This is a genomic window from Mesorhizobium sp. M7A.F.Ca.MR.176.00.0.0, from assembly GCF_004023165.1.
In the GTDB taxonomy this organism is placed as follows: domain Bacteria; phylum Pseudomonadota; class Alphaproteobacteria; order Rhizobiales; family Rhizobiaceae; genus Mesorhizobium.
In genome coordinates this window covers 1-13802 of record NZ_RZTC01000140.1, presented here as the reverse complement: position 1 = coordinate 13802, position 13802 = coordinate 1, and the positions used below count along the sequence as shown (strand labels likewise).

At 63.8% G+C, this 13802-nt stretch carries 15 protein-coding genes; 6 read left to right on the top strand and 9 right to left on the bottom strand.

The features are described 5' to 3' along the window. Positions 1-125 precede the first annotated feature (125 nt). On the bottom strand, positions 126-932 hold the full coding sequence (locus tag EOB59_RS30360) for a LuxR C-terminal-related transcriptional regulator (protein WP_127808748.1): 807 nt from the start codon (positions 930-932) through the stop codon (positions 126-128). Positions 933-1046: 114 nt separating this feature from the next. Here EOB59_RS30360 and EOB59_RS30355 point away from each other — a divergent pair, with 114 nt between their 5' ends. The 6 genes from EOB59_RS30355 to EOB59_RS30330 all read left to right on the top strand — a co-directional run bounded on the left by EOB59_RS30355 (position 1047) and on the right by EOB59_RS30330 (position 6914). After that, positions 1047-2183, top strand: a complete 1137-nt coding sequence (locus EOB59_RS30355) for an ABC transporter ATP-binding protein (RefSeq protein WP_128289940.1) — start codon at positions 1047-1049, stop codon at positions 2181-2183. Further along, positions 2164-3327, top strand: a complete 1164-nt coding sequence (locus EOB59_RS30350) for a spermidine/putrescine ABC transporter substrate-binding protein (protein WP_128289939.1) — start codon at positions 2164-2166, stop codon at positions 3325-3327. Before EOB59_RS30355 ends, EOB59_RS30350 begins: the two co-directional genes overlap by 20 nt. 64 nt (positions 3328-3391) lie before the next feature. Then, positions 3392-4255, top strand: coding sequence for an ABC transporter permease (locus tag EOB59_RS30345; RefSeq protein ID WP_127808751.1), 864 nt, complete (start codon positions 3392-3394; stop codon positions 4253-4255). After that, positions 4255-5067, top strand: a complete 813-nt coding sequence (locus EOB59_RS30340) for an ABC transporter permease (protein WP_128289938.1) — start codon at positions 4255-4257, stop codon at positions 5065-5067. Before EOB59_RS30345 ends, EOB59_RS30340 begins: the two co-directional genes overlap by 1 nt. Before the next feature lie 10 nt (positions 5068-5077). Then, positions 5078-5839: a glucose 1-dehydrogenase gene (locus tag EOB59_RS30335; RefSeq protein ID WP_128289937.1), complete on the top strand. Its 762-nt coding sequence runs from the start codon at positions 5078-5080 to the stop codon at positions 5837-5839. 298 nt (positions 5840-6137) lie between these two features. Next, positions 6138-6914, top strand: coding sequence for a hypothetical protein (locus EOB59_RS30330; protein ID WP_128289936.1), 777 nt, complete (start codon positions 6138-6140; stop codon positions 6912-6914). 145 nt (positions 6915-7059) lie between these two features. Here EOB59_RS30330 and EOB59_RS30325 read toward each other — a convergent pair whose 3' ends face one another. The 8 genes from EOB59_RS30325 to EOB59_RS30290 are packed head-to-tail and all read right to left on the bottom strand — an operon-like array spanning position 7060 to position 13648. Next, a complete protein-coding gene (locus tag EOB59_RS30325) occupies positions 7060-8568 on the bottom strand; it encodes an aldehyde dehydrogenase family protein (RefSeq protein WP_128289935.1) in 1509 nt (502 codons plus the stop codon). Between the two features lie 20 nt (positions 8569-8588). Next, on the bottom strand, positions 8589-8933 hold the full coding sequence (locus EOB59_RS30320) for a cupin domain-containing protein (RefSeq protein ID WP_128289934.1): 345 nt from the start codon (positions 8931-8933) through the stop codon (positions 8589-8591). A 22-nt stretch (positions 8934-8955) separates the two neighbouring features. Next, complete coding sequence (locus EOB59_RS30315; protein WP_128289933.1) at positions 8956-9297, bottom strand: cupin domain-containing protein; 342 nt, start codon at positions 9295-9297, stop codon at positions 8956-8958. A 17-nt stretch (positions 9298-9314) separates the two neighbouring features. Further along, a complete protein-coding gene (locus EOB59_RS30310) occupies positions 9315-9665 on the bottom strand; it encodes a cupin domain-containing protein (protein ID WP_128289932.1) in 351 nt (116 codons plus the stop codon). Further along, complete coding sequence (locus EOB59_RS30305) at positions 9662-10936, bottom strand: glycosyltransferase (RefSeq protein ID WP_128289931.1); 1275 nt, start codon at positions 10934-10936, stop codon at positions 9662-9664. Before EOB59_RS30305 ends, EOB59_RS30310 begins: the two co-directional genes overlap by 4 nt. A 12-nt stretch (positions 10937-10948) precedes the next feature. Then, entirely contained in the window at positions 10949-12022 is a 1074-nt protein-coding gene (locus tag EOB59_RS30300) for an ABC transporter ATP-binding protein (protein WP_128289930.1), read from the bottom strand. Next, a complete protein-coding gene (locus tag EOB59_RS30295) occupies positions 12019-12813 on the bottom strand; it encodes an ABC transporter permease (RefSeq protein ID WP_128289929.1) in 795 nt (264 codons plus the stop codon). Before EOB59_RS30295 ends, EOB59_RS30300 begins: the two co-directional genes overlap by 4 nt. Beyond that, complete coding sequence (locus EOB59_RS30290; RefSeq protein ID WP_128289941.1) at positions 12806-13648, bottom strand: ABC transporter permease; 843 nt, start codon at positions 13646-13648, stop codon at positions 12806-12808. Before EOB59_RS30290 ends, EOB59_RS30295 begins: the two co-directional genes overlap by 8 nt. Positions 13649-13802 lie beyond the last annotated feature (154 nt).

The window sequence follows — 13802 nt, the reverse complement described above, 5'->3', positions numbered from 1 at the left end:
CTCCCCGTCCCTATACGGGGAGAGGATGCCGGCAGGCAGGTGAGGGGCAGCGCCGGCGTTCGCAAAAAAGTGACGCGGATTCGAAATCCGAAGCGATTGCCCAGGTAAACGGCGGGGCGAAGTAGCTACCTTATCCGCGCGTCGATGATCTCGACGAAACGTGCGAACAGGCCGGCCTGCGACTTGATCTTGAGCTTGCGGTAGATGTTGCGGCGATGGACCTTCACGGTGCCCGGCACGATGCGCATGGCCCTGGCGATCGATTCCGTCGAATGCCCCTGCAGCACAAGGTCGACGACATGTTTTTCGCGCGGCGTCAGCGACAGGCTCTGCCAGATGTGGGCGCGGTCGAACTCGTTGACCGGAGTGGTCGTCTCGTCCTGCTGCGCCTCTGCAGGTTCATCGGCCGGAAGGGTGGGCCAGCGCAGCCTGGCGAAGCTGATCACCGCCGGCGCCATGTCGCGCAGCAATCTGGCATCGGCGGTGCCGAACGGGCCTGAAGCGCGCAGCCGCATCAGTGAGAGCACCAGCACATCCTTGCCCGGCAGAGGCACGAAGAAGCCGACCTCCTCGGCCAGCCTGGTCTGGCTGTAGTAGGAACGGAAATACTCGCTGGCATAGAAACGGTCCGGCGCCAGTTCGCGCATGCGCCAGAAGCCTTCCTTGCGCTCGACCGCCGCGTGATGGAACGGGTCGAGCAGATAGGGTCCCTCCTGATAGAGCGCGACGAAGACGTGGCTTTCGGCCGGCGAGAAGGTTTCGAACAGCAGCGGCGGGCGCGCCGCGCCGCGATAGCCGAACACCACGCAGTGGTCGAAGCCGACATGGAGCCGCAGCCAATCGACCAGCGCATTGCCGAACAGGTCGCCACTGGTCTCCCGCGTCGCCGCGACGAGCGTGGCGAGCTGGCTGTATTCGTCGCTGCGGGACAACCCATACCCCCTTAAACGAGAAAATAGATCAGATATACCACCTCAGAGGTATATACTAGCCGCCATTGGCTCTGCTAGCGTCCCGATATTGCCCTGTTGCTGGAGCCATCAGCCTTGACCGCAGTGCCCGACATCGAGTTTCGCGGCGTCACCAAGCGCTATGGCGCGGTGACCGCGGTCAGCGGCATCGATCTCGCTGTCCCGCCCTCCGCCTTTGTCGCGTTGCTCGGGCCGTCCGGCTGCGGCAAGACCACCTGCCTGCGCATGATCGGCGGCTTCGAACAGCCGAGCGAAGGCCGGGTGTTCATTCGCGGCCAGGATATGGCTGGGACGCCGCCCTACCGGCGGCCGGTCAACATGGTGTTCCAGCAATACGCGCTGTTTCCGCATCTCGATGTCGAGGACAATGTCGCCTACGGGCTGCGCCAGGCGCGGCCAAGGCTGTCTTCGCGCGAGATCGCCTCAAGAGCGGGCGAGGCGCTCGAAATGGTGCGGCTCGCCGGCTATGGCCGCCGCAAGATCCATGAACTGTCGGGCGGCCAGCAGCAGCGTGTGGCGCTGGCACGAGCCCTGGTCAACAAGCCGGCGGTGCTCTTGCTCGACGAGCCGCTGGCTGCGCTCGACAAGAAGCTGCGCACCGACATGCAGATCGAGCTGCAGAACCTGCAGCGCGAGATCGGCATCACCTTCGTGCTGGTCACGCACGACCAGGAGGAAGCGCTGTCGATGAGCGATTTCGTCTGCGTCATGAACGGCGGCCGCATCGTCCAGCTCGGGCAGCCGAGCGAGATCTATGACGAACCGGCCGACCTGTTCGTCGCCGATTTCGTCGGCAAGACAAACCTGCTGAGCGGCACCGTCGCCGGACATTCGGGCGATCTGGTGGAGGTGGCGCTTGCCGATGGCACCGTCATTGCAGCGCGCAAGCGCACCGCCCTGCAGCAAGGTGAGGCCGTTTCGGTCAGCCTTCGTCCTGAATCGCTCAGTCTTGGTGCCCAGACAAGCGGTCCATTCAAGGGCATCGTCCGCAACCGGATCTTCCTCGGCTCGACGGCGGAATACGCGATCGAGGTCCAGGGCATCGGAACGCTGCTGGCCAAGGCCGATCACCTGATCGGCCACGGCAATCTCTTCAAGCCGGGTGAACCCGTCGCCATCGGCTTTGCCTCCGGAACGCCGCTGGCGTTTGCGGAGACCAAGAACAACGGGGCCAACCAGAGGGTAGATAAACATGTCGAAATCATATCGTGACGGACTGCCGATAAGCCCCAAGAATTTTGTCGATCAGCTGATGCGTTTGAAGCGCGGCTCGATCGGCCGCCGCGACTTCCTCGGCCTCACCGGCCTTGGCATTGCCACGGCGGTGATGGCGCGCGAGATCGGCATCATGCCGACACCGGCCTTTGCCGCCGAAAGCCTTGGCGACCGCATGTCGATCGCCACCTGGCCGAACTACCATGACCCGGCGACGTTCGAGAATTTCAAGAAGGACACCGGCGTCGCCGTCGAGGTCAACGTGTTCGGCTCCAACGAGGAGATGCTGGCCAAGCTGCAGGCCGGCGCCTCGGGCTGGAGCCTGTTCGTGCCGACCAACTACACGATCTCGACCTATAAGAAGCTCGGCATCATCGAGCCGCTGGAGATGGCGAAGCTGCCGAATTTCGACGGCTCGCAGCAAGATCCCCGCTTCACCGGGGAAGGCACGATCGATGCGGTGACCTACGCCGTGCCGAAGAACTGGGGCACCACCGGCTTTGCCGTCAACACCAAGAAGCTGACCCAGCCGATGACCACCTGGAAGGAGTTCTGGGATACCGCCATGGCCGAAGGCGACAGCCGCACCATGGTGCACGACTACCAGCTGACCACGATCGGCAATGCGCTGAAATATTACGGCTATTCGTTCAACTCGTTGAAGCAAGACGAGCTCGCCAAGGCGGAGGAACTGCTGCTCAAGGTCAAGCCGCATCTGTTCGCGGTCTCCTCCGACTACCAGCCGGGCATGCGCGCCGGCGACGCCTGGATGACGATGTGCTGGACGAACGATGGCGCGCAGTTGCATCGCGACATTCCCGAGATCGCCTATGTGCTGGGCAAGGAAGGCGGCGAGATCTGGACCGATTTCTACGCCATTCCGAAAGATGCGCCGAACAAGCCGGCCGGCTACGCCCTGCTCAACTACCTGATGAATCCGCAGGTGGCGGTGAAGGAGCATTTGGCCAATGGTGCGCCGTCGACCGATGCGCGGGTCAACAAGCTGCTGCCCAAGGAAGTGCTCGACAATCCGATCCTCTATCCGGCGGCCGACCTGTTGACGCCGCTGGAATTCGGCGCGGCGGCAACGCTGACCGATCCCGGCCGCGCCGAACTGATGGCGCGCTTCAAGTCGGCCTGAGCGGCGGTCTGGCGCGGACAATTGACCGGCGGGCATATGTCCGCCGGTATCGGGGCGGTTTTCAATGCGCGGCAATAGATTTCGTTACAACCTCACGACCGCTTTGCTGCTCGGTCCGGCGACCGCGTGGCTGGTGGTGTTTCTGGTGCTTCCATTCATTGCCATCGCGGTGTTCAGCGTCGGCGAACGGGCGCCGGAAGGCGGCTATCAAGCGGCTTTTACCTTCGCGCAATATGCCAATCTTCCTGCGCGGGCGGCTGCCTTCTGGAACACGATGGTGCTGGCGCCGATAGGGGCGCTCGCCTGTCTGCTCGTCGCTTATCCCGTTGCTTATTATCTCGCTCTGCGCGCACCGCAGCGCTGGCGGCTGATCCTGCTGGCGCTGGTCGTCATTCCGTTCTGGACCAGCCTTTTGATGCGGACCTATGCCTGGATGTATATCCTGGGCGGGCGCGGCATCCCGGCTCTGCTGTCCTATATCGGTTTCGAGGATATCAGGCTGATCAACACGCCGGGCGCGGTGCTGCTCGGCATCGTCTATGGCTACCTGCCGCTGATGATCCTGCCGATCTATGTCAGCCTTGAGCGGCTCGACCGCCGGCTGCTGGAAGCCTCCGCCGATCTCGGCGCGACGCCGCTCTCGACCTTCCTCGGCGTGACCCTGAAACTGTCGCTGCCGGGCGTGATGACCGGCTTCTCGCTGGTGATGATCCTGCTGTTGGGCGAATATCTGATCCCGACGCTGCTTGGCGGCGGCAAGGTGTTCTTTATCGGCAATGCGCTGGTCGACCTGTTCCTGCAGTCGCGCAACTGGCCGTTCGGATCGGCCATCGCGATCACGCTGGTGCTGGTCTCGGTGGTGGTGCTGATTGCCGCCAACCGCATTTCGACCCGGGTTTCGGGCGCGCGCCGGGTGGATTTGATCTGATGCGCGCCTTCGTCATTCTGGTGTTCGCCTTCCTCTATCTGCCGATCGCACTGGTCGTGCTGTTCTCCTTCAACGCCGGCCACCATGCCAGCGAGTTCACCGGCTTTTCGGTGCAATGGTACGGCAAGGCGCTGGCGAACCCGTTCCTGGTCGAAGCGCTGAAGAACAGCCTGTTCATCGCCACCACCAGCGCCTTGCTGGCGGCGTTGTGCGGCACGGCGGCAGCACTCGGCCTGGCTCGCGTCGGCATCAGAACACGCGCGGTCTTCGATGCGCTTCTGGGCGCCGCGATCGTCGTTCCGGGCGTCGTCATCGGCATTTCGACACTGGTCGCGCTCGTCCAGCTGTTCACGGTCGTCAATCCGTTCCTCGCCTCGATCTGGCCCGACGACCAGCCGCCGCGCCTGGCGCTCGGCTACGGCTCGATCATCGCGGCGCACGGCCTGTTCTCCATGGCGCTGGTGACGATGATCGTCGGCACGCGTCTCGGCAGCCTCGACCGCAATCTGGTCGAGGCGTCGAGCGATCTCTACGCGACGCCATTGACGACGTTCCGCTCGATCGTGCTGCCGCAGATCATGCCGGCCGTCGTTGCCGGTTTCCTGCTCGCCTTCACCTTCTCCTTCGACGATTTCATTGTGGCCTTCTTCGTCGCCGGGGCGCAGACGACGCTGCCGATCTATGTCTTCGCGTCGATCCGGCGCGGCGTGACGCCGGAGATCAACGCCATCGCGACGATCGTGCTCGTCGCTTCCGTGCTGCTTGTGGTGCTTGCCCAATGGCAATTGCGCCAGCGCAAGCCGTCGAACTGAAAGTCGCATCATGATCCTCAAAGACCGCATCGCCGTCGTGACCGGCGCCGGCTCCGGCATCGGGCGCGCCGGCGCCATGATCATGGGCAGGGAAGGCGCGGTGGTCGTCATCGCCGACAGGGATCAGGCCGCCGGCGAAGCAACGGCTTCGAACATAAGGGCAGTGGGCGGGCAGGCCGAGGCGATCGCCACTGACGTCGCGGACGATGGGGCGCTGGAAAAGCTCATTGCCGGCACGATCGAGAGGCACGGGCGCATCGACATCCTGCACAATCACGCCGGCATCCAGGTCGGCGGAACGCTGACCGAGGTCGAGGTCGGCGGCATGGACGCGTCATGGCGGGTCAATGTGCGGGCGCAGTTCCTGGCGGCCAGGATGGTCATGCCGTCGATGATCGCACGAGGCGGCGGTGTCATCCTCAACACCGCCTCCAATTCGGGCGTGTTCTACGACCGCGAGATGATCGCTTACGCCACTTCCAAACACGCGGTAGTGGCAATGACGCGGCAGATGTCGCTCGACTATGCCCGGCACAATGTCCGCGTCAACGCGCTCTGCCCGGGCTGGGTCGACACGCCGTTCAACGAACCGTTCATCGCCCAGATGGGCGGACGCGAGGCGATCGAAACCTATGTCCGCACCAAGATTCCGATGGGACGCTGGGCCAGCGCCGATGAGATCGCGGAAGCGATCCTGTTCCTCGTCTCCGACCGCTCATCCTTCATGACCGGCCAGGCGCTGGTAATCGACGGCGGTGAAAGTATCGGCTGAGACTTGTGCTTTCTTTATCAATTTCCCTGTTTCAAAGCCTTTCCGATATACCACGTCACGACTTTCACCCATGCCGCTGGATGCCGGCAGGACTATAGTCCTGCCGGCATGGGACTTCAGTGCCATCGCCGTTCACGAGCGCTGATTCGTGTTTAATATCAGATGGTTATGTTTCGGGCTGAGCGCCAGATCGCGTATTGAGACAGCATTTGTCTAAAGTTTACTCTGTACAATTAGCGATTTCTCATAGGACGGTCGCTAGCGGTCGGGCCAGGTGACGATTCCCGAGGAGATTACCATGACAAACCGGAAAACTCTGTTCGCGGCGCTTGCCGCATTGGCGCTTCTGGCGTCTCCGGCGCTCGCCGGAGCCGGCGGCAACGGGCACGGCGGCGGCAATGGCGGTGGCAACGCCGGCGGCAACGGCAACGGCGGGGGCAATGCAGGCGGTAACGGCGGCAATAGCAATGGCAAGAGCGGCGCTTCGCACGGCAAGTCGTCGTCGGCTCGGGGGCAGGTGGCAAAGGCCAAAACGGACGACACCACGGTCGACAAGACCACAAAGGTCTCGTCGGTCCCCAAGGAGAAGAACATCCACGCCAAGCTCGGCCGGCTGAACTCGCTTCAGCGCAACATCAACGCCTATATGAACTCGAAGAGCAAGAAGTTCGCTGCCATCCAGGCCTTCGTGACGCAGTCCGCCAAAGCCAAGGTCGCTCAGGCCGCCGCTGAAGCGGCCCAGGAGAAGCTGGATGCGCTGAATTCGCAGTTGAACGCGCTGACGTCGCTGACGCCCGAGCAGATTGCGGCCATGACGCCCGAAGATCAGGCGGCCTTGCCTGGGAAGATAACGGATCTGGAGGCCGAAATCACTGCCCAGGAGGCAGAGGTCACCGCCGCCAATGAGGCGGCTGCCGCGGCAGAGGTCGGCACCGATGATGCATCGCTCGACGCGGCACTGGCGGATATGGCCAACAAGCCGGTCGACGCTGCGGTCACGTCCTGGGCTCAGGGCGTCCTTGCCGACAAGATCGACCAGACGGCCGCCGCGATGGAAGCAGAAACGACGCCGTAACGACTTGCCGTTGAAACGGCAGTAGCCAATCGAAGAAAGATGCCGCCGGGCTTCGCCCGGCGGCATCGCTTTTTCCCGGCCATGGACTGGCTATCCCAGGATAGCCACCGAGCTGGCTATCCGGAGCTGGCGAGGTTCGAAACACTCAGACGTGCTTGCGGCCACCGGTCTCGCGGAACCAGCTGTCGGGGTACGGATACCACCATTCCTGGATTGCAGGCTTGTGGTCGATGATCACCATTTTGGAGCGGCGGAAGGCGTCGAGCCCCTGGCGTCCGAGTTCGCGGCCGAGGCCCGAGGCCTTCCAGCCGCCGAAGGGCAAGGCATCATTGTCGATCAGCGGGTTGTTGACCCAGACCATTCCGGCTTCGAGCCGTTCAGCCGCCTCGTGGGCTTCGGCCAGATCGGTGGTGAAGACAGAGGCGCCGAGCCCAAACGGGCTGTCATTGGCAAGCCGGATCGCCTCATCGAAATCCCTGACCCGGCAGATGGCGGCGACCGGTCCAAAGCATTCTTCGCGCACGATTGCCATGTCCGGGGTGACGCCGGTCAGGATCGTCGGCTCGTAGAACCAGCCGGTGTTGTGTGCCGGAGGGATGCGTCCGCCGGTCACCGCCTTGGCGCCGCTGCGGATAGCATCGTCAACGAGGCGCATGACTTTGGTCCGCGCGCTTTCGCTGACCAGCGGTCCGATCTCGGTCTTGTCCATGCCGTTGCCGATGCGCAGCGCCCGGGTCCTTTCGGCGAACAGCTCGACGAAGCGGTCATGAACGGCGTCGACGAGGAAGAAACGCTCGGCGGAGGTACAGACCTGGCCGGTGAGATGGAAGGCCGCGGTGACGCTGCCGGCCGCCGCGATCTCAAGCGGCGCGTGTTGGCTGACGATCAGCGGATCGCTGCCGCCGGCCTCGATGACGCAAGGCTTCATGCGTTCGGCGCAGGCCACCGCCACCGCCTTGCCGGCGGCGACCGAGCCGGTGAAGGCAACCGCATGGGTGCGTTCGGAGGCGATCAGCGCCTGCGCCGTAGCCGCTCCACCAGGCAGGCAGGAGACCAGCCCTTCCGGCAGCGAGCGGAACACGGTCATGTAGTCCAGCGTCGACAGCGTCGTCGCCTCGGCCGGCTTGATGACGCAGGCATTGCCGGCGGCGAGCGATGCGGCGACCGTCCAGCACATCAGCAGGATCGGGAAGTTGTAGGGCATGATGTGGACGGAGACGCCATAGGGCTCGTAGCGCGCATATTGGAACGAACCGGCCTGCGTCGTGCCGGCGATCTTGCCGGCATCGTCGCGCGCCATCTCGGCATAGTAGCGGAAGATCGGCGCGCAATTGGCGATCTCGCCGATCGCTTCGGGGTAGGGCTTGCCCATCTCGCGCACCATCAGCTCGGCGCAGCGGGTGAAGTCCGCCGCCTCGATGGCGTTGGCGACGGCATGCAGGTGCTTGGCGCGGCTCTTGGCGTCGAGCTTTTTCCAGGCGGCCTGCGCCCTGGTCGCGGCGGTGAGCGCGGCATCGATCTCGCCGTCGGTGGCCGCAGCGATCGCCCCGACGGTTTCCAGCGTCGCCGGATCGATCACCGGTTTGTTTGTGCCGGCCATCGGCCGGTAATCCGGGTTGACGAAGAAAGCCGGCCGGTCAGCTGAGAAATCCATAAGCATCCTCTCAGATCCGCTCAGCGGATCATGTAGACTTTCTTGATCGTCTCATGGACGGTGCAGACGCCCTTCCAGTCCTGCGGGAAGAAAGCTGCGGTGTCCGGTTCGATCTCGATGACCTCGCCGGATTCATGGACGTAGGTGCAGCGCCCTTCGAGGAAGTGGCAGAACTCGTCGTGGGTGACATGGCAGTGCCATTTGCCTGGTGTGCAGACCCAAAGCCCGCATTCGGAGCGGCCTTCCGGCCCCTTGTACAGCAGCTTGCCCGAGGTGTGGGATTGCCCCTCGATCATGGTCGGGATGACGCCCCAGTCGACGAGGTCGGTAACGGTGAGCGGGGATTTCATGATGGGTGTGGTCATGTCGATTTCCTTGAAAGGGTGCTCAGCGGCACATGAAGGCCTTGATCAGCGTTTCCGTGATGATGGAGGTGCCGGTCCAGCGGGCTGGGAAGAACACCAGCGTGCCGGCCTTGACCGGAATCTCTTCGCCATCGTCATGGACATAGCTGCCGCGGCCTGAGAGGAAATGGCAGAACTCGTCGGCGGCAAAGGTGACCTTGCGCGTGCCAGGCGTGCACGACCACAGGCCGCATTCGCTCGATCCGTCCGGGTTCCGGGACAGGACCCTGCCCGAGGCGCGCGGCGAACCGGCGAGCGTGTTGCTGCCCGCGCCCCAGTCCTCCAGTTCCACGGTCGAGGCCTTCGGCCAGTGCGGTGTCGGCATGTCGTCAAGCTCCGTGGTCAGGCCAGCATGTAGACGTTGCGCATGGTCTCATGCACGGTGCATTCGCCTGTCCAGCCAGCCGGGAACATGACCACGGTCCCGGCGGAGATTTCTATCAGCTCACCGACATCCGACCGGTAGGTCGCGAGGCCGGCGACGAAATGGCACAATTCATCGCGCGGGATCCTCAGGCGCCAGCGGCCTGGCGTGCACACCCAGATGCCGGATTCCGGCTGGTTGTTCGGGCCTTTGTGCACGAGCCTGCCGGTGGAGTGCGAAGCGCCTTCCAATGCGTCAGGTTGGGCGCCCCAGTCGACGAGGTCGGTGCGGGTGGTGGCTTGGTGGAGGTGGGGAGCGGAGGAGGTCATAGCAGCGTCTCCAACAACCCGGCTGCTTTCTCCGGCCCATTCTGCGCGCGCATCTGCGCCGATGTCTTCGCCAGCTTGGCTTTCATCGCCGGGTCGGTCAGGCAGGTTTCGATCTTGGCGATCAGCTCGGCATCGGTCCAGTCGTAGCGCGGCATGCCGAAGCCGTGGCCGGTTTCCTCGACGCGGGTGGCGTTGTCGTGGCCGTCCCAGACATAGGGCATGATGATCGCCGGCTTGCCGAAATAGAGGCACTCGGTGAAGGAGTTGTTGCCGCCATGGTGGATCACCGCATCGACCTGCGGGATGACCGAAGGCTGCGGGAACCAGCTCTCGACGATCACATTGCCGGGCACGTCCGTGTACTGATCCTTGTAGCCGCCGACATTGACCAGCGCCCGGTAGCGCGTCTTGCCCAGGGTCGCGATGATGCGCTTCAAGAGCTCGACATCGCCGGCGCCGAGGCTGCCGAAGGAGACATAGAGCAGCGGCCCGTCATTGTTTTTGGCGAATGTCGGCACCGTGTAGGGTTTCTCCTGCCGCACGCAGCCTTCCAGATACTGGAACTTTGCCGGGTCGAGCGGATGGCGGCGCTTGAACTTTGCCGCTTCGGGATAGAGCAGCAGGTTGAGATGGGGCGAGGCCTCGAAGAACTGGCCGATCGGATAAGGCGCCTCGTTGTTGGCGGCGAGGAAGGCGTTGAAGTCGCCATGGATCGGCTTGATCACCGCGTTGAAATGATCGCGGTAGCGCTGGTGACCGGCGTGGTCGTTCTCGCCGCAGCCGGAGAGATGGGGCGGGATGTCCTCGTCGTCGATCTCGTTTTCCGAGCAGGAGATGACGCGCACCCACGGTTTGCCGAACTGCTTGATGGCCGGAAACAGGATGACATTGTCGACGCAGATCACATCCGGCTTGATGGCTGAGAGAACGCGCGGCAGATCCTTCTGCGCCCATTTGGCGCTGTCGACGATCGCCGTCCAGCAATCCTTGACGTAATTGTCGACCTGATCGTAAGGCGATTTGCGGAAGTTCGGGATGTGGCCGTTGATGAAATCCTCCCAGAATTTCGCCATCTGCTCGGGCGGCATCGGCTCCGACAGGTTCACCGGATGCGCCTCGAAACCGTAGCCCTTGTAGACATCGACAAAGCCGGGGTCGGACAGGAAAACGGCTTTGTGGCCGCGCGCCTCGACCGCCTGGGCGATGCCGACGGAATTGAGCGCCGGGCCGTAGGCGGCTTCTGGAAAAAACGCGATCGTCTTCTGCGCCATCAGGCTTCTCCTTTATTCTGCGAAAACTCTGACATCGGCGGCGTCCCAGCCGAGTTCGACCTGATCTCCCGACGCGACCGGCCGGCGGTCGGCGGCATCAGCGGTGACGCGCACCAGGAATGGCTTTGGCGACAGAGGTGTGCGGACATGCAGCTGCAGGTCGAGCCCCTGATAGGCCAGCGCCTCGACCGTGCCGGTGGTGCGGTTGGCGGTCTCCACCGACGGGAACAGCCGGATGCGCTCGGGCCGCACCGACGCGACAGCAGATGCACCGGCTGTGAGTGTGGCGGGCACTTTGCCGGCGATACGCGCTCCGTTGGCAGCCACTACACCGTCGGTGGCGGCTTTACCGGGCACAAAATTCATCACGCCGATGAAGTCGGCGACGAAACGGTCGGCCGGATGCTCATAGATCGCGTGCGGCGTGTCGCATTGCAGCAGTCTGCCGTCTTTGAGCACCGCCATGCGGTCGGCCATCACAAGCGACTCCTCCTGGTCATGGGTGACGATGACGAAGGTAATGCCGACCTCGTGCTGCAGGCGCTTCAGTTCCAGCTGCATGGCGCCGCGTAGTTTCTTGTCGAGCGCGCCAAGCGGCTCGTCGAGCAGCAGCAGACGCGGCCGCTTGACCAGCGCGCGGGCGAGCGCGACGCGCTGCTTCTGGCCGCCCGACAGTTGCTCCGGCTTGCGGTCGGCGAAGGGGACCAGCTCGGTTGTCGCCAGGATGGCGTCGACGCGGGAGCGGATTTCAGCCGCCGGCAAACGTTCCATCTCCAGGCCGTAGGAGACATTGGCGCGGACGCTCATATGAGGAAACAGGGCATAGGATTGGAACATCAGATTGACTGGCCGCTTGTTGGGCGGGGTTTTGGCAATGTCGCGGCCGTCGAGCAGGATGCGCCCGTCATTGGGCGTCTCGAAGCCTGCCAGCATGCGCAGCAGCGTGGTCTTGCCGCAGCCCGACGGGCCGAGCAGCGCGAAGAACTCATTCTCGCGGATGTCGAGCGAGATGCCGTCGACGGCGGTTACCCGGCCGAAATTTTTCGACACATGATCGATGGCCAGAAGCGTGCGGGGTTCGCTCATTGGCCTATGATCCCACGGTTGAGCCGCTGCGACAGGGTCAGCGCGGTGATCGAGACCGCCATGACGATGGTCGCCAGCGCGTTGATCTCCGGCGTAATGCCGAAGCGGATCATGGCGTAGATCTGCATCGGCAGCGTCGTCGATGCGCGGCCGGCGCCGGCGGTGAAGAAGGCGATGATGAACTCGTCGACCGAGAGCGTGAAGGCGAGCAGCGCGCCGGCGATCACCGCCGGCGCGATGACCGGCAATGTCACCCGCCTGAACGTGGTGAGCGCGGAGGCGCCGAGATCGGCGGAGGCCTCGACGATCGACCAGTCGAAGCTCTTCAGCCTTGCGCGCACCACCGAGCAGACGAAGGCGAGATTGAAGACGACATGGGCGAGGATGATCGTGTGCAGGCCCATGGTCAGATTGAGCATCGAGAAGAACGACAGCAGCGCGATCGCCAGCACGATGTCGGGAATGATCATCGGCGCGAAGATCAGTGCTTCGAGGCCCTTGCCGTACTGCCGGCGCATCTCGATGCCGATCGCCAGCAGCGTGCCGAGCAATGTTGCGATTGCGGTCGACACCAGTGCCACGATCAGCGTGTTGAGCGCGGCGGAGAGGATCGCCGAATTGTCGGCCAGCGAGGCATACCATTTCAGCGAGAATCCCGACCACGCCGTTGGCAGCCCGCCTTCGTTGAAGGACAGCGCCACCAGCACGGCGATCGGGATGTAGAGGAAAGCGAAGACCAGGCTCAGCACGAGCCAGAGCGTGCGCCGCGTGGCGGGAGAGCGCTCAGCCATCGGTGTCTCCGCCGGCTCGCGCGGCGTGGCCCGAGGCGCGATTGGCGGCCAGCGCCTGCGCCATCAGCACCAGAAGCATGATGGCGATCAGCGCCATCGCGAGCGCGGCGCCGAACGGCCAGTCGTTGGCGGTCAGGAACTGGTCGTAGACGAGGTTGCCGATCATCTGGAAGCGGCCGCCGCCAAGCAGCGCGGGCGTGACGAAATTGCCGATCGACAGCACGAAGACGAACACCGCGCCGGCGGCGATGCCCGGCACGGTCAGCGGCAGGATGACACGCCGGAATGTGGTGGCGGCAGAGGCGCCGAGGTCACGCGAGGCTTCGGCCAGTTCCGGGTTGAGGCGCGACAGTGGCGCGTAGCAGGCAAGGATGACGAAGGGGAGATAGTTGTAGACCAGACCGGCGATAACCGCGCCTTCCGTATAGAGCATCGATGGCGGCTCGCCGGTGTAGCCGAACCAGCGCAACAACTGCGTGATCAGGCCTTCGCGGTTGAGCAGCACGATCCAGGCATAGGTGCGGATCAGGTAATTGGACCAGAACGGCAGCACGGCGAAGAACAGGAACACCGGCTGCCACCGGCGCGGGGCGGCTGCGATGGCGTAGGCGGCGGCATAGCCGATCACCACCGCGATCAGGGTGGCGGTGCCGGCGATGCGCGCCGAATTGAGGAAGATGCCGGCATAGAGCGGATCGAAGACCAGCCCGAAATTCTCCAGCGTAAAGGTATATTCGATACCGCCATAGATGCCGCGCCGGAAGAAGGCGAGCGCCAGCACCAGCGCGCACGGCACCACCATCAAGGCCGCGAGCCAGGCCAGTGCCGGGGCCATCAGCAGGGAGGAGCGGGAGGGGAGGTGCTTCACGAAGTACCCCCCTCTGCCCTGCCGGGCATCTCAGCGACCAAAGACCCCCTCACCCGGATTGCCATCCGAATTGCGAAGGGCAATTCGGGGCAATCCGACCTCTCCCCGAGGGGAGAGGAGG

Bases quoted from the DNA above. Each gene is read 5' to 3' on its own strand.
- EOB59_RS30350 (WP_128289939.1), top strand. From the start codon at position 2,164: ATGTCGAAATCATATCGTGACGGACTGCCGATAAGCCCCAAGAATTTT.
- EOB59_RS30345 (WP_127808751.1), top strand. From the start codon at position 3,392: ATGCGCGGCAATAGATTTCGTTACAACCTCACGACCGCTTTGCTGCTC.
- EOB59_RS30340 (WP_128289938.1), top strand. From the start codon at position 4,255: ATGCGCGCCTTCGTCATTCTGGTGTTCGCCTTCCTCTATCTGCCGATC.
- EOB59_RS30335 (WP_128289937.1), top strand. From the start codon at position 5,078: ATGATCCTCAAAGACCGCATCGCCGTCGTGACCGGCGCCGGCTCCGGC.
- EOB59_RS30330 (WP_128289936.1), top strand. From the start codon at position 6,138: ATGACAAACCGGAAAACTCTGTTCGCGGCGCTTGCCGCATTGGCGCTT.
- EOB59_RS30325 (WP_128289935.1), bottom strand. From the start codon at position 8,568: ATGGATTTCTCAGCTGACCGGCCGGCTTTCTTCGTCAACCCGGATTAC.
- EOB59_RS30320 (WP_128289934.1), bottom strand. From the start codon at position 8,933: ATGACCACACCCATCATGAAATCCCCGCTCACCGTTACCGACCTCGTC.
- EOB59_RS30315 (WP_128289933.1), bottom strand. From the start codon at position 9,297: ATGCCGACACCGCACTGGCCGAAGGCCTCGACCGTGGAACTGGAGGAC.
- EOB59_RS30310 (WP_128289932.1), bottom strand. From the start codon at position 9,665: ATGACCTCCTCCGCTCCCCACCTCCACCAAGCCACCACCCGCACCGAC.
- EOB59_RS30305 (WP_128289931.1), bottom strand. From the start codon at position 10,936: ATGGCGCAGAAGACGATCGCGTTTTTTCCAGAAGCCGCCTACGGCCCG.
- EOB59_RS30300 (WP_128289930.1), bottom strand. From the start codon at position 12,022: ATGAGCGAACCCCGCACGCTTCTGGCCATCGATCATGTGTCGAAAAAT.
- EOB59_RS30295 (WP_128289929.1), bottom strand. From the start codon at position 12,813: ATGGCTGAGCGCTCTCCCGCCACGCGGCGCACGCTCTGGCTCGTGCTG.
- EOB59_RS30290 (WP_128289941.1), bottom strand. From the start codon at position 13,648: ATGGCCCCGGCACTGGCCTGGCTCGCGGCCTTGATGGTGGTGCCGTGC.